General features: G+C 70.1%; 17 protein-coding genes and 1 tRNA gene. 9 read left to right on the forward strand and 9 right to left on the reverse strand.

Annotated features, from left to right (window positions below):
• The first annotated feature begins 75 nt into the window (after window positions 1-75).
• Entirely contained in the window at window positions 76-1,218 is a 1,143-nt protein-coding gene (locus tag OG210_RS14080; RefSeq protein ID WP_371536769.1) for an acyl-CoA dehydrogenase family protein, read from the forward strand.
• A 132-nt stretch (window positions 1,219-1,350) separates the two neighbouring features.
• Here the strand turns inward: OG210_RS14080 and OG210_RS14085 are convergent, their stop codons facing one another.
• The 4 genes from OG210_RS14085 to OG210_RS14100 all read right to left on the reverse strand — a co-directional run bounded on the left by OG210_RS14085 (window position 1,351) and on the right by OG210_RS14100 (window position 5,402).
• Window positions 1,351-1,695, reverse strand: coding sequence for a rhodanese-like domain-containing protein (locus OG210_RS14085; RefSeq protein ID WP_328329035.1), 345 nt, complete (start codon window positions 1,693-1,695; stop codon window positions 1,351-1,353).
• A gap of 47 nt (window positions 1,696-1,742) precedes the next feature.
• On the reverse strand, window positions 1,743-2,588 hold the full coding sequence (locus OG210_RS14090) for a hypothetical protein (protein WP_371536772.1): 846 nt from the start codon (window positions 2,586-2,588) through the stop codon (window positions 1,743-1,745).
• A gap of 33 nt (window positions 2,589-2,621) precedes the next feature.
• Window positions 2,622-4,049 (reverse strand): DUF2252 domain-containing protein, encoded by a 1,428-nt coding sequence (locus OG210_RS14095; protein WP_328329033.1) that lies wholly within the window; start codon window positions 4,047-4,049, stop codon window positions 2,622-2,624.
• A gap of 243 nt (window positions 4,050-4,292) precedes the next feature.
• Window positions 4,293-5,402, reverse strand: coding sequence for a hypothetical protein (locus OG210_RS14100; protein ID WP_328329031.1), 1,110 nt, complete (start codon window positions 5,400-5,402; stop codon window positions 4,293-4,295).
• Between the two features lie 105 nt (window positions 5,403-5,507).
• Between OG210_RS14100 and OG210_RS14105 the strand changes: the two genes are divergently transcribed.
• Window positions 5,508-5,951 carry a MarR family winged helix-turn-helix transcriptional regulator gene (locus OG210_RS14105; RefSeq protein WP_328329029.1) on the forward strand — a complete coding sequence of 148 codons (444 nt, stop codon included), beginning with the start codon at window positions 5,508-5,510 and terminating at the stop codon, window positions 5,949-5,951.
• Between the two features lie 195 nt (window positions 5,952-6,146).
• On the opposite strand, the gene OG210_RS14110 is transcribed toward OG210_RS14105, so the two are convergent.
• Window positions 6,147-6,494 (reverse strand): helix-turn-helix domain-containing protein, encoded by a 348-nt coding sequence (locus tag OG210_RS14110; protein ID WP_328329027.1) that lies wholly within the window; start codon window positions 6,492-6,494, stop codon window positions 6,147-6,149.
• A 139-nt stretch (window positions 6,495-6,633) separates the two neighbouring features.
• Between OG210_RS14110 and OG210_RS14115 the strand changes: the two genes are divergently transcribed.
• Window positions 6,634-7,248, forward strand: a complete 615-nt coding sequence (locus OG210_RS14115) for an NAD(P)H-dependent oxidoreductase (protein ID WP_328329025.1) — start codon at window positions 6,634-6,636, stop codon at window positions 7,246-7,248.
• A 385-nt stretch (window positions 7,249-7,633) separates the two neighbouring features.
• Here the strand turns inward: OG210_RS14115 and tatA are convergent, their stop codons facing one another.
• Window positions 7,634-7,942, reverse strand: a complete 309-nt coding sequence (gene tatA / locus OG210_RS14120) for a Sec-independent protein translocase subunit TatA (RefSeq protein WP_371536778.1) — start codon at window positions 7,940-7,942, stop codon at window positions 7,634-7,636.
• 378 nt (window positions 7,943-8,320) lie between these two features.
• Between tatA and OG210_RS14125 the strand changes: the two genes are divergently transcribed.
• Window positions 8,321-9,790 (forward strand): LCP family protein, encoded by a 1,470-nt coding sequence (locus OG210_RS14125; protein ID WP_328329021.1) that lies wholly within the window; start codon window positions 8,321-8,323, stop codon window positions 9,788-9,790.
• Window positions 9,791-9,850: 60 nt separating this feature from the next.
• Here OG210_RS14125 and mgtA read toward each other — a convergent pair whose 3' ends face one another.
• Both mgtA and OG210_RS14135 read right to left on the reverse strand, forming a co-directional pair.
• Entirely contained in the window at window positions 9,851-12,556 is a 2,706-nt protein-coding gene (gene mgtA, locus OG210_RS14130) for a magnesium-translocating P-type ATPase (RefSeq protein WP_371536781.1), read from the reverse strand.
• Window positions 12,540-12,902 carry a metalloregulator ArsR/SmtB family transcription factor gene (locus OG210_RS14135; protein WP_328335525.1) on the reverse strand — a complete coding sequence of 121 codons (363 nt, stop codon included), beginning with the start codon at window positions 12,900-12,902 and terminating at the stop codon, window positions 12,540-12,542. The genes mgtA and OG210_RS14135 overlap by 17 nt, the downstream gene beginning before the upstream one ends.
• A gap of 145 nt (window positions 12,903-13,047) precedes the next feature.
• On the opposite strand from OG210_RS14135, the gene OG210_RS14140 reads away from it, so the two are divergent.
• Together OG210_RS14140 and OG210_RS14145 are read left to right on the forward strand one after the other, a co-directional pair.
• Complete coding sequence (locus tag OG210_RS14140) at window positions 13,048-13,659, forward strand: TetR/AcrR family transcriptional regulator C-terminal ligand-binding domain-containing protein (protein WP_328329019.1); 612 nt, start codon at window positions 13,048-13,050, stop codon at window positions 13,657-13,659.
• A 10-nt stretch (window positions 13,660-13,669) separates the two neighbouring features.
• The gene (locus OG210_RS14145) at window positions 13,670-16,003 is read left to right on the forward strand and encodes a DHA2 family efflux MFS transporter permease subunit (RefSeq protein ID WP_371536784.1); all 2,334 of its coding nucleotides are present in this window, start codon (window positions 13,670-13,672) and stop codon (window positions 16,001-16,003) included.
• A gap of 148 nt (window positions 16,004-16,151) precedes the next feature.
• Here the strand turns inward: OG210_RS14145 and OG210_RS14150 are convergent.
• A tRNA-Leu gene (locus OG210_RS14150) sits at window positions 16,152-16,237 on the reverse strand.
• 318 nt (window positions 16,238-16,555) lie between these two features.
• Here OG210_RS14150 and OG210_RS14155 point away from each other — a divergent pair.
• The 3 genes from OG210_RS14155 (at window position 16,556) to OG210_RS14165 (ending at window position 19,533) form a co-directional block, all read left to right on the forward strand.
• The gene (locus OG210_RS14155; protein WP_328329015.1) at window positions 16,556-17,380 is read left to right on the forward strand and encodes a DUF3662 and FHA domain-containing protein; all 825 of its coding nucleotides are present in this window, start codon (window positions 16,556-16,558) and stop codon (window positions 17,378-17,380) included.
• A 10-nt stretch (window positions 17,381-17,390) separates the two neighbouring features.
• Entirely contained in the window at window positions 17,391-17,909 is a 519-nt protein-coding gene (locus OG210_RS14160) for an FHA domain-containing protein (protein ID WP_328329013.1), read from the forward strand.
• A 130-nt stretch (window positions 17,910-18,039) separates the two neighbouring features.
• Window positions 18,040-19,533, forward strand: coding sequence for a PP2C family serine/threonine-protein phosphatase (locus tag OG210_RS14165; RefSeq protein WP_328329011.1), 1,494 nt, complete (start codon window positions 18,040-18,042; stop codon window positions 19,531-19,533).
• Window positions 19,534-19,545: the final 12 nt, after the last annotated feature.

Below are 19,545 nucleotides of genomic sequence, written 5' to 3' on the forward strand. Positions count from 1 at the left end.
GCCCGTTGCCCTAATCTGACGCCGCATCAGAAATGCTTGGACAGGTTGAACAGGGCGGCGCGGGAGGACAGGGCTGTGGACTTCACCTTCACCGAGGAGCAGCAGGCGGCCGTAGAGGCGGCAAAGGCAGTCTTCTCGGGCGTCGCGCCCGACGGAGTACCCAGCCCGGCGCTCACCGCGGGCGCGGTGGCCGAGGACTTCGACCGGGCCCTGTGGGGCAAGTTGGCGGATGCGGACCTGCTGAGCCTGGTCGTGGCACCCGAGCACGGCGGGGCCGGGCTGGGGCCGATCGCGCTCTGTCTGGTCCTGCGCGAGTCCGCCCGCGTGCTGGCCCGGGTGCCGCTGCTGGAGACAAGCGCGGTGGCGATGGCCGTGCAGCGTTACGGCAGTGCGGAGTTGAGCGATGCGATCCTGCCAGCCGTGGGACGCGGCGAGCTGGTCCTCACCGTCGGCGCCAACGGCCGCACCGGCCACGATCCCGCCGAACTCGCTGTCACCGCACGGCGGGACGGGGACGGCTGGGTGCTCGACGGGCTACAGATGGCGGTGCCCTGGGCCCAGACCGCGGACCGGATCGCGGTACCGGCCCACACACCCACGGGAAGCTCCGTACTCGCACTGGTCCCCCGCGAGCAGCAGGGGCCCGCTGGGGTCACTCTGGCCGAGCAGATCTCCACCAGTGGGGAGCGCTTCGCGGAGGTACGGCTCGACTCTGTCCGCCTCGCGGACCGCGATGTCATCGAGGCCGACGGCGCCTGGGAGTTGCTGCGTGATCTGCTGACCACCGGGACCTGCGCGCTCGCGCTGGGTCTGGGCGAGGGGGTGCTGACCATGACCAGCGCCTACACGAGCAAGCGGGAGCAGTTCGGCTTCCCGGTAGCCACCTTCCAGTCGGTCGCCGTCCAGGCCGCCGACCGCTACATCGACCTGCGCGCCATGGAAGTGACGCTCTGGCAGGCAGCCTGGCGCCTCTCCACCAGCGCGGGCGGCCCACTTCCCGCGGCCGGGGACATCGCTGTGGCCAAGATCTGGGCCTCCGAGGGCGTACGCCGGGTCGTCCAGACCGCACAGCATCTGCACGGCGGCTTCGGGGCGGACACCGACTACCCGCTGCACCGGTACCACGCCTGGGCCAAGCAGCTGGAGCTCTCACTCGGCCCGGCCGCAGCCCACGAGGAAGCACTGGGCGACCTGCTGGCCACCCACCCACTCGGCTGAGCCCGCGCCTGCCGGCCCCGGCGGCGGGGCCAGCAGCGGGGCTCAGACAAACGCCAGGGGAGAGATCCCAGGCAGAGATGCCAAGTAGGGATCCCAGGGGAGATCCCAGGGGAGAACTCAGCGGGACGTCTGTCAGAGGACGTACGCCGGGTCCCCGCCGTCCGTCACCATCGGGCGCCCCGCGCCTTCCCAGGCGAGCATGCCGCCGTCGACGTTCACCGCGTCGATGCCCTGCTGCACCAGGTACTGGGTGACCTGGGCGGAACGGCCGCCGACCCGGCAGATCACAAACGCCTGCCCGCCCTCGGCCACCGCCTCGGTCACCTCACCGAAGCGCGCCACGAACTCGCTCATCGGAATGTGCAGCGCCCCCTCGGCATGCCCGGCCGCCCATTCGTTGTCCTCCCGGACATCGAGCAGCAGACCGTCGGCCGGTACCGCCGCGATATCCACCTGGGGCAGCGGGGCGAAATTCATGGATCTTGCCTTCTCTCGTACATACACGGCAGGGGTCACCGGGAACGCTACTGCACCATCTCCGCCAGCTCGGCCTCCCGCTCGGAGACCTGGGCGAGCAGCTGCTCCGCGATCTCCTCCAGCAGCCGGTCGGGGTCGTCGGGAGCCATCCGGAGCATCGCGCCGATCGCGCTCTCCTCCAGTTCGTGAGCGACCAGGGACAGCAGCTCCTTGCGCTGGGAGAGCCACTCCAGCCGGGCATAGAGCTCATCGCTCTCGCTGGGCTCAGCAGCCTCCTGGACCGGGCCGGCGGCCCACTCCTCGCCCAGCTCACGCAGCCCGGCCTCGTCCCCACGCGCATAGGCGGCGTTGACGCGCGTGATGAACTCGTCACGCCGGTCCCGTTCCGCGTCGTCCTGCGCCAGGTCGGGGTGCGCCTCCCGGACCAGCTCGCGGTAGAGCTTGCGGGCCTCCTCGCTGGGCCGTACCCGCTTCGGCGGCTGCACCGGCTGCTCGTTCAGCATCGCCTGCGCCTCGGGCGGCAGCCCCTCCGAGTCGATCCAGTCGTGGAACAGCTCGTCGACACCGGGCATGGGCAGCACCATGGCCCGTGCCTCCTGGGCCTTGGCCAGGTCCTCGGGGTCGCCACTGCGTGCGGCTCTGGCCTCGGCGAGCTGCGCGTCGAGCTCGTCCAGGCGCGCGTACATCGGGCCGAGTCTCTGGTGGTGCAGCCGGGAGAAGTTCTCCACCTCCACCCGGAAGGTCTCCACCGCGATCTCGAACTCGATCAGTGCCTGCTCGGCGGCGCGTACAGCCTTCTCCAGCCGCGCCTCCGGCCGCTGCTCGCCCATGGGCTGCCCGCTCTGGTCGTCGTCGTTCCGGGTGGTCGTGCCCCCGGTGGCATCCTCCGTCACCCGTCCAGCCTACGGGCGCCCCGGACCTACGGGTCACACTCCCGGCTCGGCGGCCATCCGCCCGCACCGCACCGCTGCCACCAGATCCGCGTGATCCGCCTCCGTACGGTCCGCGTAGGCCACGGCGAACGCGGCCACCGCCTCGTCCAGCTCCTCGTTCCTTCCGCAGTACCCGGCTATCAGCCGCGGATCAGCGCTGTGCGCATGGGCCCGGGCCAGCAGCGCTCCGGTCATCCGGCCGTAGTCGTCGACCTGGTCGGCCGCGAGGGCAGCCGGGTCCACACTGCCCTTGCGGTTTCTGAACTGCCGCACCTGGTACGGCCTCCCCTCCACCGTCGTCCAGCCCAGCAGGCTGTCACTGACCACCTGCATCCGCTGCTGGCCGAGCACGACCCGGCGCCCGTGGTGCTCCGCCCGCCCGGACGGGAAACCGGCCGCGGGCAGATACGGCAGCAGCGCCGAGGCCCGCGCCTCCTTCACCTGGAGCACCAGTGGCTCGCCCCGGTGATCGAGCAGCAGCACCACATACGAGCGGGTGCCCACGCTGCCGGTGCCCACCACTCGGAAAGCCACGTCGTGGATCGCGTACCGCGCCAGCAGCGGAAGCCGGTCATGCGGCAGGGATCCGAGGTACTCCGCGAGCGACCCCGCCACCGATGCCGCCTCCGCGTCCGGCACCCGGCGCAACACCGGGGGAGCGTCCACGAAGCGCCGGCTGCCGTCGCCGCACTCCTCCGTCGCCTTGGCGGCGAAGCGCGCACTGGTGTTGCTGCGGGCCTTTTCGGAGACCCGCTCCAGCGTCCCCGCGAGATCGTGCGCGTCCGCGTGCGAGACCAGTTCCTCGTCGGCTATCGCGTTCCACGCGTCGAGCACCGGCAGCTTCGCCAGCAGCCGCATGGTGCGCCGGTAGGCCCCCACCGTGTCGAAAGCCGCCGCCCGGCAGGTGTCCTCATCGGCTCCGGCCTGCCGTCCGGCCAGCACCATGGAAGCCGCCAGCCTCTTGAGATCCCACTCCCACGGGCCGGTCTCGGTCTCGTCGAAATCGTTCAGGTCGATGACGAGGCGCCCCCGCGCATCGCCGTAAAGGCCGAAGTTCGCCGCATGCGCGTCACCGCATATCTGCGCGGCCACACCCGTGACCGGCGTACCCGCGAGATCGTGCGCCATCAGCCCGGCCGCACCGCGCAGAAAGGCGAAGGGGGTGGCGCACATCCGGCCCACCCGTATCGGCACCAGGCCGGGGACCCGGCCCTGGTTCGACACCTCGACCGCCTGGACCGCGTCCGGGCGTCTCCCGCCCGGGGCCAGTTCACCGTGGGAGGACCTGGGGACACGGGCCCGCAACTCCTTGCCCACGCCCTTCGGTGAACGCGGCTGCCACGGCGGATGCGGGCCGGGCGGAGCACCGGCCGTGCGCCGCGCGAATCCGGCCACCGCCGGGATACGTACCTGGTCGTCCATGGAGCCCCCGCTCTCGATCAACACCGACTGCCGACGACCGTACCGCCGTCCGCCGGAACCCGTTCGAGCCTGTGGACAACTACCTGGTTGTGGACAACTCAGCTGTACAGCGGTGCGGTTCAGCACAGGAGGGGGGCGGTTCAGCGCGGGCGCAGACGCGGTTCAGCAGAGGAGAACGGGCCGTGCAGCACAGAGGAGGTGCCGTTCAGCGCGGGAGGAGGGGCTCCGGAGTCCACTTTCCACTCACACACCCACCGCTTCTTCCAGCTCCTCCTCTGCGGCTTCCTCTTCGGCTTGCTCAGCGGCCTCTTCTGCGGCCGCCCCCACTGCAGGGGCCGTCCACACGACGTCCCGCGCGGCCGACTTCCGGCGGCCCGCCTCGACCAGCCCCGCAACACCCATCACGACCAGCCCCGCCAGCAGCCAGAAGGCCAGGACCAGCAGATTGCCGCCGAGTGCGTGGCCACCGAAGTACACATGGCTGCGCACACCCTCCACAAAGCCCGCGCCGTTCCAGAAGGCGTGCAGCGCACCGAAGAATCCGGGCTGCAGCTCGGGCCGGAAGATCCCGCCGGAACTCGTGAAGTTGAGCATCACGAACAGCACCATCACGCCGAGCGTCGTCCACCGCTTCAGGAAGGTGTGCAGCCCCACACCGACGAGCAGGATGCCTGCCGAGTAGATCCACGCCATGGCCCAGACCCCGAGGAGCCCATGGTCGACCAGATGGAACACCGGCCCGGCGAAGGCGGCACCGATCGCGCTGACCACCAGTGAAGTCCCGAGCGCGAGCAGCGCCCTGATCCGCAGCGGAAGCACCCCGCCGGCCCCGCCGATCACAGCGACCGAGGCGTACGAGCCGATACTCAGGGCGACCAGCAGGAAGAAGATGCCCTGTCCGGTCGGGTCGCCGCTCGCTGTCGGCGCCACGTCGGTCACCTTGAGCGGCTCGCCCTGCTGGGCCGCGACCTGCGTGAACACCTTCTCCACCGCGGTGGCCGTGGTGTCGGACGACGCGGAGGCGACGACCAGTTCGGGGCTCGTACGGTTCGGCACAAAGGCGCCGTACACGTCCTGGTCCCTCAGCTGCTGGACCGCAGTGCCGCGGTCCGGGACGGTACGGACATCCAGCGCACCATTGCCCTTGTCGTGCAACGTCTGCGCCAGCACCTGGGCGCTCGGCCCGGAGCCGACGACCGCGACCCGCAGTTCATGCGGCTGCGGGGAGTGGAACGCCCCCAGATACGCGAGCCCCATCCCGATGCACATCAGCAGGGGCGTGACGAGATGGCCGAGGACATGGCGCAGTGCAGCCCCCGTACTGACGGCACCGTTCGTGGGACCTGCGGACATCGGACACCTCTCCTGCTGCGTGACTCGCCAGCCGGCCGCGACTAGTTGGCTTTTACAACTTCTATTTGAGTTGTACTATACAACTAATAACTAGGAGGGCGAACCATGACCGGCAAAGACCCCCGGGACCACGACGCGTCCGTCGACACCATCCAGCGCGAGCTGACGGCGTTCGCCCGGCGCGCCCGCGCTACGGCCGCCCGCCTCCACCCCGAACTGCCCCTGGTCTCCTACACGCTGCTCGCACACATCGACGACAGCCAGGGCTGCCGTGCGACCGACCTCGCGGCGCATTACATGCTGGACAAATCCACGGTCAGCCGCCAGCTCGCGGTGCTGGAGAAACTCGGCCTGGTCGAGCGGCGCCCCGCCGCCGACGACCAGCGGGTGCAGGTGCTCCACCCCACCGAAGCCGGCACGAGAAAGCTCGCCTCGTCGCAGGTCAGCCGACGCGCGGCCGTTCGCGACCGGCTGGCGGACTGGAGCGAGGAGGATCTCGACCGCTTCGCGACCTATCTACTGCGGTACAACTCGGCGGAGTTGAGCTGAGAGCCGCCCCACACCTCCGGATGAGAGACGTCCCATACCTCCCGATGAGAGACGTCCCACACCTCCGGCACGCCGTGCCGCATCTCTCACGCGACGTCCGGTACCCCTGCACGCCGGCCGCACCTTCCGCACCGGGGCCTTCGAAGAGCCCCGGTGCAGGGCCTGCCCCACAGGGCGGACCTGGTCACGACCTGATCAGCAGGGGCCGCCCGCACCCGGGAGATACGCCTCCGCCCACAGTCCGAGCTCCTTGAGAGCGGGCTCCAGCGCTCTGCCCGCCTCGGTCAGCCGGTAGGAGACGCGCAGCGGTGGCCCTTCGTCCACCTCGCGCACGAGCAGCCCCGCCGCCGCGAGCTCGGTCAGCCGGTCGGAGAGCATCCGCTCACTGATACCGGGAATGGCCCGCCGGAGATCCGCGAAGTACACCGGCTGCTGCATCAGCACAGCCACGATCAGCCCGGTCCAACGCTTGCCCAGCAGCTCGAAGACGCGCGTGATCGCCCCGCCGACCTGCTTGCACGCCCGCTCGCTGTGTTCCGCCATGCCCTCAGAGTACTGAGTGCGGACCCCCCCTGTGAGTAACTGCGAAAAAGTAAGGGACTATGCTTATTATAGGTACGCATGGTTTCCAGCCACGCCTCACTCACGCCCTACTCACGCTTTCCGCTTAATGGAGAACGACATGGCCACTCTTCTGCACATCGACTCCGCCGTCTTCCCGCAGGGCTCCGCGTCCCGTGACGTCACCGCCGTCTTCGTGAATGCCTGGCGTGAACAGCACCCCGACGGCGTGGTCGTTTACCGCGATCTCGCCTCTCACCCGCTGCCGCACCTGGACGCCGCCGCCGCGGCCGCGGGCGCCGAGTCCCCGCTCCGCGCCGAGCTCGCCAACGAACTCGCCGAGGCGGACGCCGTGCTGATCGGCGCCCCGATGTACAACTTCTCGATCCCCTCGACCCTCAAGGCCTGGCTCGATCACACGATCATCTCCGGCCACAACAGTGGCGGCGCGGAGAGCCCGCTGGCCGGTACCCCGTTCACGATCGTCGCCAGCCGCGGTGGCTCCTACGCTCCCGGAACCCCCCGGGAGACCTTCGAGTTCGTCCAGAACTACCTGGAGAAGCTCCTGACGGCGATGTTCGGCGCCGAGGTCGACTTCATCGTCCCCGAGCTGACCCTGGCCGCCTCGCAGCCCGCCATGGCCGAGCTCGTCCCGCTCGCCGAGACCTCTCGCGCCAAGGCGCTGGACGAGGCGGCGTCGAAGGCCAAGGCACTTGCCGCGCGTCTCGCGGCCTGACGGACGGCACCACCGGTCCGGCACGACAGAGGCCCCCCGGTCCAGCACGCACGGGAGCCGCACCCACAGGTCCCGGCACGCCCCAGAAGCCGTACCCCACAACAGCAGTACGCGCAGAAACCGTACGTACCAGAACGGCAGACGCAGAAACCCCCGCGCAGCTCCCATGGCCGCGCGGGGGTTTCACGTGAAACCCGAGCCTGAACGCCGAAGAGGCGGCAACTCCGATATGCCGCGGGCGCCGCGCCGGCCGGAGGTCTTGGACAGTTCCAGGCGTCCCTAGAAGGCCCCGGGCCGGGTAAGACCGAGGGCAGACCGGGAGCAGACCGGCATCAGCTCAGGTCAGACTCGGGAGCAGCTCAGCTCAGACCGGGATCAGGTCAGGTCAGACCGCCTTCGGCGCCGGCCGGACGCCGGAAGCCGTCGGCTCCGACGCCAGAGTCACGCCCGAGGGCTCCACCGACTCCACCAAGTGCGCCGCACTCGCGGCCGTTTCAGGCTCGGCGGCCGGAGCGGCGTGAGCAGTCGGCGAGGCCGCCCCCTCGTCCTTCATCGCCTTCGCCTCGCTCTTGAGGATGCGCATCGACTTGCCCAGCGCGCGGGCGGTGTCAGGCAGCTTCTTCGAGCCGAACATCACCATGACCACGATCGCCACGATGAGCAGGTGCCAGGGCTCCAGACCATTACGGAGCATGTCCACTCCACCCTTCTTCTAGTCGGCCGACGGTCCGTACCGCCGGAGGCATCTTCAGAAAAGCTTGCTACATTGCGCAACTGTACAACCATGGGGTGGGGCCGTTCGTCCCCTCTGTACGGACGGACGAATGAAAGCGCGCAGATGAAAACGAGCGATCGGACCACACGCGGCAACAAGCGGATCCCCCGGCCCACGAGCCGAGGGACGAGGAACGGCGAGAAGAACAGCGCCAACGGCCACGCGAACCACGGGACGACAGGCCACGGGACGGGTCACGGACCGCCCCACAGGGGACAGCGCGGCACCCACGGCACTCATGGCCCGGACCGGGGAGCCAATCGCCGGAAGCGCCAGAAACGCAGCCGCGTACGGCTCGTGATCGCCATAGCAGTGGCCCTTCTGGTGCTGGCCACCGCGGGCGCCGGATGGGTCTACCTCCGGCTGAACGGAAACATCAACTCCTTCAGCTCGGACGGAATCTCCGCCAACCGCCCCGCAGCCTCGACCAAGGGCCAGAACGTGCTGGTCATCGGCTCGGATGCGCGTACCGGCGGCAACAGCGCCCTGGGCGGCGGCGACAAGAACGACGTGGGCCGCTCCGACACGGCGTTCGTCCTGCACGTCTACGCCGACCACAAACACGCGCTCGCCGTCTCCATCCCCCGCGACACCCTCGTCACCATCCCGTCCTGCAAGCTGCCCGACGGCAGCTGGACGAAGCCGCAGCCCAACACCATGTTCAACGCGGCCTACTCCGTCGGCCAGACCGCCAAGGGCAACCCCGCCTGCACCCAGAACACGGTCGAGAAGCTCACCGGTCTGCGCATCGACCACACCGTCGTCGTCGACTTCGAGGGCTTCTCGAAGCTCACCAGCGTCGTCGGCGGCGTCCAGGTGTGCCTGCCGCAGAACATCTACCAGGGGGATCTCAACCCGAACCGCACCACCCGCGGCAAGCTCCTCTTCGCCAAGGGTGAGCAGAGCGTCTCCGGACAGAAGGCGCTCGACTACGTACGGATCAGGCACGGAATCGGTGACGGTTCCGACATCGGCCGGATCAAACGCCAGCAGGCCTTCGTCTCGTCCTTGATCAAGAAGGTGAAGGACGACGGATTCACGCCCACCAAACTGCTGCCGCTCGCCGACGCGGCCACCCACTCACTGACCGTCGATCCGGGGCTCTCGACCGCCGACAAGCTGCTCTCCTTCGTGATGTCGCTGAAGAGCATCGATCTGCACAACACCAAGTTCGTCACCATTCCCTGGCGTTACCAGGGAGCGCGCGTCGCCATGGTCGAACCGGCCGCGAGCGCCCTCTGGTCCGATCTCCGGGCCGACCGGACGATCGACGGCAAGGACGCCAGCGGCAAGGACCGCAAGAACGGCAAGAACCCGTCCCCCGCCCCCTCCTCGACACCGAGCCCCGAAGGGCCCGTCTCCGGCGCGGGGATCGCCGTCAGCGTCCAGAACGGCACCACGGTCCCCGGTCTCGCCGCCCGCGCCGCCCAGACCCTCACGGAGCACGGCTTCACCATCAACGGCACGGCGACGGCCGGCACCCAGGACCACACGTCCACCGTCATCACCTACGGGCCGGGCCAGCAGAGCAAGGCCGAGACCGTGGCGAGGCTCTTCGTGGGAGCGACCGTCCAGGAGGCGGGCACCGCGGCCGGTACGCCGAGCGCCGGGATCACCGTGACGCTGGGCCAGGTCTACGCCGACAACCCCTCGGCGACACCGAGCAGCGGCTCCGCACCGTCCCCCTCCTCTTCGCTGCCCTCCTCCGTGGCATCCGGCGCCCGTTCCGCGTCGGACGGACCGTGCAGCAACGTGTCCTACGGATGAAACGCGTCCCGCAGATGAGCAACCCGGCCGCGGGTACGGGAGGACCTCCGCCGTGAACCCTCAACTCACCTGCGTGTGGCGGCTGTCGTACCGGTGCCTGGTCACCCCGAGCCCCACCGCGTACAGACCGAGCACCACCAGGAGCAGGGGATAGGAGAGCGCGGGCAGCGCCGCCATGCCCAGCAGCGGCCCCAGGGGCGAGAGCGGGAGCAGAAGTCCGACGGTGGCGAGAGCGGCCGCCGCCCAGCGGACCGGACTGGTCCCGCCCCGCTCGGCGGCCCGGCGCCCCGCACGCAGCAGGAGCATCACCAGCGACTGCGTCAGCAGGTTCTCCACGAACCAGCCGGAGTGGAACACCGTCTCGCTGTCCGGGCCTCCGGGGCCGTGCACGGCGAGCGCCAGCACCCCGAACGTCGCGAGGTCGGCGACCGCGTTGAGCACGCCGAACCCGGTGATGAAACGGAGGAAGTCGCGCGACCGCAGAGTGGCGGGGCGGCTCAGCACCCCGGGGGCCGGCCGGTCGTAGGCGAACGCGAGCTGCGCGGCGTCGAAGCACAGGTTCTGCACCAGCACCTGCGCCGGAAGCATCGGCAGGAACGGCAGCAACAGACCGGCGCCGAGCATCGCGATGACGTTGCCGAGGTTGGACGAGAGCGTGATGCGCAGATACGTCGCGATGTTGCCGCTGCTGTGGCGTCCTGCCATCAGCGCGTGTTCGACGGCCGAGAGGTCCTTCGCGTGCTCGGCGAGCACCACGTCCGCGCCCTCCCGTGCCACGTCGACCGCGTCGCGCGGGCAGATCCCGACATCCGCCGCGTAGAGGGCGGGCAGATCGTTGACCCCGTCGCCGAGGAATCCGCAGACGCGGCCGTCCGCCCGGAGCGCGCGGACGATCCGCGCCTTGTGCTCGGGGGTGCAGCGGGCGAAGACGACCGTTTCACGTACCGCCGATGCCAGTTGGCCGTCCGTGAGGGCGTCCATGTCCCGGGCGGTGAGCACGGTCCCCGGTTCGAGCCCCAGTTCCTGGCAGGCACGGGCAGCGGTACCGGGGTGGTCGCCCGTGACGACCTTCACCGCCACCCCCATCCCGGCGAGCGCGGGCAGCGCGTCGGCGGCGCTCGGTACCAGCGCGTCGCGCAGGGTCACAAAGCCGCGGAAGCTGAGACCGCGCTCGTCGGCCGTGGTGTACGCCCGCTTGCGCGCCGGGCGCTCGGCGGTCGCGACAGCCAGCAGCCGGGCCCCGTTCCGTACGTGGTCCTCGGCCGCCGCGAGCAGCCGCTCCCGCTCCGCGCCCTCGAGCGCGCACCGCTCAAGTACGTTCTCGACGGCTCCCTTCACCACGAGGGTGTCGACTCCCAGCCGGCCGGGACGGCGTACGACGGCGGTCGCCATGCGCCGCACCGGATCGAAGGGCAGAGCGGCGATTCCCTCGTACGGCAGGAACTCCTCGCCGTCGGAGCCGCCTGGGCCGCCTGAGCCGGCGGACGCGTCGAGCAGCGCCTCGTCGAGCGGGTCCGGTGCGGGCAGGTCGGCCAGTTGGAGGGTCCACCAGGCGTTGACCGCGGCCCAGTGCAGCACGTCGCGGTCGTCCGCGCCGTCCGCGTCCAGCGCCCGGTCGACGACGGGCAGGTCCTGGGTGAGCGTTCCCGTCTTGTCCAGGCACAGCACGTCCACCGCGCCCAGATCGTGCAGCGCCGGCAGCCGTTTGACGATCACCCCGTGGTGGCGGGCGAGGAGGGAGGCGCCGCGCGCCAGACAGCTCGTGACGATCACCGGGAGCATCTCGGGGGTGAGCCCGACCGCCACCGCGACGGCGAACGGCAGCGTCTCAAGACCCCGCCCGCGCAGCGCCGCGTTCGCCATCAGCACCAGCGGTGGAGTGAGCAGCATGAACCGGATGAGGATCCACGAAATACCGTGCACCGACCGGTCGAAGGCGCTCGGCCCGCGCGGCCCGGCCGCACCGTGCCCGGCGGCGAACCTGGTCAGCGCCCCCGTCACCACCACGACGGCGCTGCCGCTGCCCGATACGACGCTGCTGCCCTGGAAGCAGAGATGCGCGCGGTCGAACCCGGTGTCGCCGGACGCCGGTTCGGGCAGACGCAGGGGGACGTCTGCAGCCGACTTGGCGACCGCGGCCGACTCACCGGTGAGCACCGCCTGGTTCACGCTCAGCCCGACGGCCCGCAGCAGCCGCACATCGGCGGGCACCAGGTCGCCGGGGCCCAGCCGGACCACATCGCCGGGCACCAGCTGATCGACCGGAACCTCACGGGCCACCGGAACCGCGTCCTCCGCGGACCGCCGCAGCACCGTCGCCGTACTGGCCACCAACTCCCGCAGCGCGCCCATCGAACGGTCGGCACGGTGCTCCCCCGCGGAGCGCAGCGCACAGCTCACCACCACGAGCGCGGTGATCACACAGGCGGTACCCCACGCCGCGACCAGCGACGACACCACACCGAGGCAGAGCAGCACGGCGGTGAAGGGGTCCCGGACACTGCGCAGGAACCGTACGAGCCACGGAACGGGCCGCCGGGCGGGCAGGGTGTTCTCGCCGAACTGCCGCAGCCGTGCGTCGGCCACCGCGTCCGTCAGCCCCCGCGGGCCGCTGTCCAGGGCACGCAGCACCTGGAGCGAGGTCAGCGCACCCAGATCCGGTACGGCGCCGCCGGCCGCCGGAACGCCGTCCGCCACCCGCACGGCCCGGACGGAGACCCCGCAACCGGGCTCCGGGGCCGCGGCGGCCTCAGGTGCCTGTCCCACGGAGGTGACCCACGCCGGGAGCCCCGTCACCGGCACGGTCGGCCAGCTGGCCGACCACGAGCCGTACGACGGTCACGACGTCGGGGTCGTCGACGAAGTACACCTGCCGCCGCCCCTCCCGCCGGGAGCGCACCAGACCGGCCAGTTTCAGTTTCGTCAGATGCTGGCTCACCGCGGGGAGCGCACCGCCCACCCGCTCGGCCAGGCCGCTGACATCGCTCTCGCCCTGTGCCAGCGCCCACACGATGTGCAGCCGGGCCGACGAGGCGAGCAGACCGAACGCGGCGGCCGCTTCTGCGAGTACCTCGGCGGAAGGATCCGGGAACCTCTCGACGCCTGCCGCCACTTCGCCTTCCCCCACCGCTGGACCACCTTCCGGACCGCACCAGTCTAGGTCGCCGCGAAGCTGAGCATTTGCGTACGGGCGCCGGGACCACCTAGCTTATCGGTACGAAACTGTTTCGTTTTACTGAAGCTTTGCTGGAGTGGGTATGCCGCAGCCCGAATCCCGAAGAACACGGCTGTCGCCCGAGCGGGAGGCGGAGATCTTCACCGTCACTCTCGACCTGATCCGCGAGGTCGGCTACGAAGCCGCCCGCCTCGACACCGTGGCGCAGCGCTCCCAGTGCAGCAAGGCCACGCTGTACCGGCGCTGGCAGGGCAAGCCCCGGCTGGTGTCGGAGGCACTGCGGCACGGCAAGCCGTTCACCCTGGCCGGGCTGGACACCGGCTCCCTGCGGGGAGATCTCTACGAGATGACCTCCCGCATCGGAAGGGCCAGGAAGGACCACGCCCTGATGCGCGGCATCGCCCTGGCCGTCCGGCAGGACAGCGCGCTCGCTGACGCGATGCACGAGACGCTGGTGCGGCCCGACCTGGAGGCCGCGCGCGGGATCGTGGACCGCGCCATCGCCCGCGGAGAGGTCGATCCGGCGAATCCGGCCCTCGCCTTCTTCCCCCACCTCATCCAGGGCGCGGGCTTCGCCCGGCTGTTCTTCGAACAGCGCGAGCCCGACGCCGACTACCTGCGCCGCTACGTCGACGCCGTCGCCCTCCCCGTGCTGCTCCGGGAGATCGACGGCAGCGCCACAGATACCACCTGAGAGGTACATGATGAGTTCCGCCCCCGCCGACGTGGCCGTCGGCACCATATCCCCGCCCGCCGCGCCACCGGCCCCATCGGCGACGCCGCCCCCGGCGCACCGCTGGTGGGCCCTCGTGGTCATCGGCCTCGCGCAGCTGATGGTGGTGCTGGACGCCACCATCGTGAACATCGCGCTCCCCTCGGCCCAGCAGGACCTGGGGTTCTCCAACGACGACCGGCAGTGGGTCGTCACCGCCTACTCACTGGCCTTCGGCAGTCTGCTGCTGCTCGGCGGGCGGCTGGCCGACCTCTTCGGCCGCAAGACCACCCTGCTGATCGGACTGATCGGTTTCGCCGCCTCCTCCGCACTGGCCGGAGCCGCGGGCGGTTTCACCATGCTGGTGGTGGGGCGTGCGCTCCAGGGCGCGTTCGGGGCGATGCTCGCGCCGTCGGCGCTGTCACTGCTGACGACGACCTTCACCGATCCCAGGGAACGCGGCCGTGCCTTCGGGGTGTTCGGGGCGATCGCCGGTTCCGGCGGCGCTGTGGGGCTGCTGCTCGGCGGGGTGCTCACCGAGCACCTGAACTGGCGCTGGACCCTGTACGTCAACCTCGCCATCGCCGTACTCGCGGTGGCCGGGGCGCTGCTGTTCATCCGGCGGCCCGCACCCGCCCAGCGCCCCAAGCTGGACCTGCTGGGCACCCTGCTGGTCTCCGGCGGGCTCTTCTGCATCGTCTACGGCTTCTCGAACGCGGAGACGTACGCCTGGAGCGACCGGATGTGCTGGGGCTTCCTGGCGGGCGGTGTCGTACTGCTGCTGGCCTTCATCGGCTGGCAGACCAAGGCCGTGCACCCGTTGCTGCCGCTGCGGGTCTTCGCCGACCGCAACCGCAGCGCGTCGTACCTGATGGTGTTCGCCACCGGCGCCGGAATGTTCGGGATCTTCCTCTTCCTGACCTACTACCTCCAGCAGATCCTGCATTACACACCGGTGAAGACCGGGCTCGCCTTCCTGCCGATGATCCTGATGCTGATGCTGCTGGCTCAGCTGTCCATCAACCTGCTCATGCCGAAGATCGGCCCCAAGATCATGGTGCCGATCGGCACCCTGTTCGCCGCGGGCGGCCTGGCCTGGCTGACCAGGATCGACCTGTCCAGCAGTTACAGCGCGGACATCCTGCCGCCCCTGCTGCTCATCGGCGCGGGGATCGGCATGGTGATGCCCCCGGCCATGTCGCTGGCGACGCTCGGCATCGCACCCGCCGACCAGGGGGTCGCGTCCGCGACCGTCAACACCATGCAGCAGGTGGGCGGTTCCATCGGCACCGCGCTGTTCTCCACCATGGCGACCACCGCGGCCGGCGACTACGTGAAGGACCACGGCACCTCCAAGCCGGCCCTCGCCGAAGCCGCCGTGCACAGCTACGCCACCGTCTACTGGTGGGCCGCCGGCCTGTTCGCGATCGGCTTCCTGATCGCGCTCTTCCTCTACCGCAAGGGCCGTCCGCTGGCGGCCGCACCGGCACCGGCAGTCACGAAGTCCCCCGAGGCCGCCGTGACTCCGCAGGACCGGCCGACCGCGGAGATGCCGGCCGCCGATGCGCCCGCGGGCCCGCGGGCGAGCGTGCGGGGACGGGTGCTGGGTGAGCACGGCGCTCCGGTGGCGTCGGCGGTGACGCTCATCGACCAGGCCGGCCGCCAGGTCGCGCGGGCCGTACCCGCGCCGGACGGCTCGTACGCACTGTCCGCCCCGTACGGCAGGTACGTCCTGGTCGCGTCGGCGCCGGACTGCCGTCCCAGGATCAGCGAACTCGTCCTGGGCGCGGAGACCGTCGACCACAACGTCCAGCTCACCGGGACCGGCGGACTCTTCGGCACCGTCAGCGGGACGGCCGGGCCCATCGAAGGCGCGCTGCTCGTCGTGACGGACGTGGAAGGCAGTGTGGTCGACTCCACCGTGTCGGCCGCGGACGGCGGCTACCGGCTGCCCGCGCTGCCGCCGGCCGCGTACACCCTCACCGCAGGTGCGGAGGGCCACCAGCCCTACGCCGCCCTGGTCACGGTGAACGGCTCCGCGCCCACCCGCCACGACGCGGCCCTCACGGCCGCGGCGACGGTGCGGGGCACGGTGCTCGGGCCGCAGGGGGCGCCGGTGAACGACGCCCTGGTCACCCTGCTCGACGCGGCGGGCAACGTCGTCGGACGGCACACCACAGGCCCGGACGGCGTCTACACGTTCACGGGTCTCACCGGTCTCGACTACACCCTGATCGCCGCGGGCTACCCGCCCGCCGCGTCCCAGGTCACCGTCTCGTCGGACCCCCAGGACGGCTTCGACATGCTGCTGGGGCACTCGGACTGAACCGGATCCGGGGCGGCGGCAATTCTCAGGGCCGCCGCCCCGGCCACCGGCCCTGAGACATACGGCACAAGACAGCAGAACGGCCCGCATCATGATGATGCGGGCCGTTCCGTTGGTGATACTGAACACCTTCACCGGTGTCCGATGATGGTGCGCGAGGGGGGATTTGAACCCCCACGTCCCTAAGGACACTGGCACCTGAAGCCAGCGCGTCTGCCGTTCCGCCACTCGCGCAAGTGGTGTATCCGAGGCTCTCTCACTGGTTTGTGCGAGCGCCTGGCGACATCCGGAAGATTAGCACGCTGGACAGGGTGGATTCACATCCGTTCCCCTGGGGAGACGACCGGTGCCCCGCCCGTGGAACGAGGCCCCGCTCCCCCCACTCCTCCTCAGTGCGCGCCGAGTGCGGGACACTGTTCAGGAGGCACCTCTACGATCCGTGTGAGAGGTGACACTTATCCACAGGGGAGACAAGGGGAACCAGCCGTTTTCCCCGTGCGTGGATACGATCAGTAAGCAGTACCAGGACGACAACGTCGGAGGAGGTGCCTCATGGGAGTCATGAAGAAGTTCGAGCAGCGTCTCGAAGGTCTGGTCAACGGCACCTTCGCGAAGGTGTTCAAGTCCGAGGTCCAGCCCGTCGAGATCGCCGGCGCGCTCCAGCGCGAATGCGACAACAACGCAACGATCTGGAACCGCGAGCGGACAGTCGTCCCCAACGACTTCATCGTCGAACTGAGCACACCGGACTACGAGCGCCTCAGTCCGTACTCGGGGCAGCTGGGCGACGAACTCTCCGGACTGGTCCGGGACTACGCCAAGCAGCAGCGGTACGCCTTCATGGGCCCGATCAAGGTCCACCTGGAGAAGGCCGACGACCTGGACACCGGTCTCTACCGCGTCCGCAGCCGCACCCTCGCGTCGAGCACCAGCCAGCAGGGCGCCGACCGCGGGCCCGCACCGGCCCCCCAGCGGGACGCCGGCGGTTACGGCTACCCGCCGGCCGCGGCCCCGCCCATGCCCGCCGCACCTCCGCCCGGAGGCCACCGTCCGGCAGCCGGCCGGGCGCCCTCTCCCGGGCCCATGCCGAGCACCCAGACCCGGCGCTGGATCGAGGTCAACGGCACCCGCCATCAGATCTCGCGCGCCACCCTGGTCCTCGGCCGCAGCACCGAAGCCGACGTGCGTATCGACGACCCCGGCGTATCCCGCCGGCACTGTGAGATCCGCGCCGGTTCCCCCTCGACGATCCAGGATCTCGGTTCCACCAACGGCATCGTGGTAGACGGACAGCACACCACCCGCGCTACGCTCCGCGACGGCTCGCGGATCGTCGTGGGCAATTCCACCATCGTTTACCGGCAAGCCGAAGGGTGAAGCGGGGGCAATGTCAGAGCTGACCCTGACGGTCATGCGGCTAGGTTTTCTAGCTGTTCTGTGGCTGTTCGTGATCGTGGCCGTCCAGGTCATCCGCAGCGATCTGTTCGGAACGCGCGTCACGCAGCGCGGCTCACGCCGCAACGCGGACTCCCGTCCTCCGCAGACCGCACGGCAGGCGGCCGCGCCGCCGCAACAGCGTCAGCAGCCGGCCGCCGGCCGCCAGCGCCGGGGCGCACCCACCAAACTCGTCGTATCCGAGGGATCCCTCACGGGCACCACGGTCGCCCTCCAGGGCCAGACCGTCACCCTCGGCCGGGCACATGATTCAACAATCGTGCTGGACGACGACTACGCGTCGAGCAGGCATGCCAGGATCTACCCCGACCGTGACGGCCAGTGGATCGTCGAGGATCTCGGGTCCACCAACGGCACGTATCTCGACCGGACCCGCCTGACCACCCCGACACCGATCCCGCTGGGCGCACCGATCCGCATCGGCAAGACCGTCATCGAGCTGCGGAAGTAGTCACGACAATGAGCGAGCGGAGCGAGCGAGCCGCAGCGGTTCCGGCAACGGGCCGGGGCGCGCTCCCGACCGGAGGGTGGGCAGTGTGGCTCGAGACCGGTTGTACCCGGAGCCGACAGGCGAGGTGCGCATGAGTCTGTCTCTGCGCTTCGCCGCCGGATCGCACAAGGGCATGATCCGCGAGGGGAACGAGGACTCCGGCTACGCCGGCCCCCGGCTCCTCGCCATCGCCGACGGAATGGGCGGCCAGGCCGCCGGCGAGGTCGCCAGCTCCGAGGTCATCTCCACGCTCGTCACCCTCGACGACGACGTCCCCGGTTCCGACATCCTGACCTCGCTCGGCATGGCCGTACAGCGTGCCAACGACCAGCTCCGCATGATGGTCGAGGAGGACCCCCAGCTCGAAGGCATGGGCACCACGCTCACCGCCCTCCTCTGGACCGGTCAGCGCCTCGGCCTCGTGCATGTCGGCGACTCCCGCGCCTATCTGCTGCGGGACGGTGTCCTGACGCAGATCACCCAGGACCACACCTGGGTGCAGCGCCTCGTCGACGAGGGCCGCATCACCGAGGAGGAAGCCACCACCCACCCGCAGCGCTCCCTGCTGATGCGCGCGCTGGGCAGTGGCGAACACGTCGAGCCCGACCTCTCCATCCGGGAGGTGCGGGCCGGCGACCGCTACATGATCTGTTCCGACGGGCTCTCCGGCGTCGTCTCCCACCAGACGATGGAAGAGACGCTCGCCAGCTACCAGGGCCCCCAGGAGACGATCCAGGAGCTGATCCAGCTCGCCCTGCGCGGCGGCGGCCCCGACAACATCACCTGCATCGTGGCCGACGTCCTCGACGTCGACTCCAACGACTCCCTGGCCGCGCAGCTCAACGACACCCCGGTCGTCGTCGGCGCGGTCGCCGAGAACCAGGCTGCCCAGCACGACGACGGGGCCATGCAGACCCCGGCGGGCCGGGCGTCCGGCCTCGGCCGCCAGGTGCCGCCGCCCGCGCCGGGCGGCTTCGGCCCGCCCGGAAGCGGCGACGGATACAGCGCGGCCCCCGACGGCACGTTCGGCGCGTACAGCGACGAGGACTTCCTCAAGCCGTCCGGCGGCCGCAAGTGGATCAAGCGGTCGCTGTTCGTCGTGCTCGCCCTCGCCGTCATCGCCGGCGGCCTCTACGGCGGCTACCGCTGGACCCAGACCCAGTACTACGTCGGGTCCAACAAGCAGAACGTCGCGCTCTACCAGGGCATCAGCCAGAATCTCGCCTGGGTCAAGCTCTCGAAGATCGAGACGGACCATCCCGAGATCGAACTCAAGTACCTCCCGCCGTACCAGCGCAAGCAGGTCGACTCGACGATCACCGCGGGCAGCCTCAGCGAGGCGAAGCTCAAGATCGGCGAACTCGCCCAGCAGGCCGACGCCTGCAAGAAGGACGCGGAGCGCCGCAAGATCGAGGATGCGAAGAAGCCGAAGACGGACACCGGCAAGACAACCGGAACCGCAAGCACACTCTCTTCCTCCAAGAGCGGACCGACCACGAAGCCCAAGCCCAGCGCCACACCCACGCCCGGCCCCAGCCTCTCGGAGGATGAGCAGAAGCTGGTCCCGCTGTGCGGTAAGCAGTAGAGCCGTAGGGGG

The organism is Streptomyces sp. NBC_00466 (genome assembly GCF_041433995.1).
Taxonomy (GTDB): Bacteria; Actinomycetota; Actinomycetes; order Streptomycetales; family Streptomycetaceae; genus Streptomyces.

Coding starts and splice junctions, on each gene's coding strand:
- OG210_RS14095 (WP_328329033.1), bottom strand. CDS start 4,049: ATGGACGACCAGGTACGTATCCCGGCGGTGGCCGGATTCGCGCGGCGC.
- OG210_RS14110 (WP_328329027.1), bottom strand. CDS start 6,494: ATGGCGGAACACAGCGAGCGGGCGTGCAAGCAGGTCGGCGGGGCGATC.
- OG210_RS14145 (WP_371536784.1), top strand. CDS start 13,670: ATGAGTTCCGCCCCCGCCGACGTGGCCGTCGGCACCATATCCCCGCCC.
- OG210_RS14105 (WP_328329029.1), top strand. CDS start 5,508: ATGACCGGCAAAGACCCCCGGGACCACGACGCGTCCGTCGACACCATC.
- OG210_RS14160 (WP_328329013.1), top strand. CDS start 17,391: ATGTCAGAGCTGACCCTGACGGTCATGCGGCTAGGTTTTCTAGCTGTT.
- OG210_RS14115 (WP_328329025.1), top strand. CDS start 6,634: ATGGCCACTCTTCTGCACATCGACTCCGCCGTCTTCCCGCAGGGCTCC.
- OG210_RS14100 (WP_328329031.1), bottom strand. CDS start 5,402: ATGTCCGCAGGTCCCACGAACGGTGCCGTCAGTACGGGGGCTGCACTG.
- OG210_RS14140 (WP_328329019.1), top strand. CDS start 13,048: ATGCCGCAGCCCGAATCCCGAAGAACACGGCTGTCGCCCGAGCGGGAG.
- OG210_RS14165 (WP_328329011.1), top strand. CDS start 18,040: ATGAGTCTGTCTCTGCGCTTCGCCGCCGGATCGCACAAGGGCATGATC.
- OG210_RS14155 (WP_328329015.1), top strand. CDS start 16,556: ATGGGAGTCATGAAGAAGTTCGAGCAGCGTCTCGAAGGTCTGGTCAAC.
- tatA (WP_371536778.1), bottom strand. CDS start 7,942: ATGCTCCGTAATGGTCTGGAGCCCTGGCACCTGCTCATCGTGGCGATC.
- OG210_RS14085 (WP_328329035.1), bottom strand. CDS start 1,695: ATGAATTTCGCCCCGCTGCCCCAGGTGGATATCGCGGCGGTACCGGCC.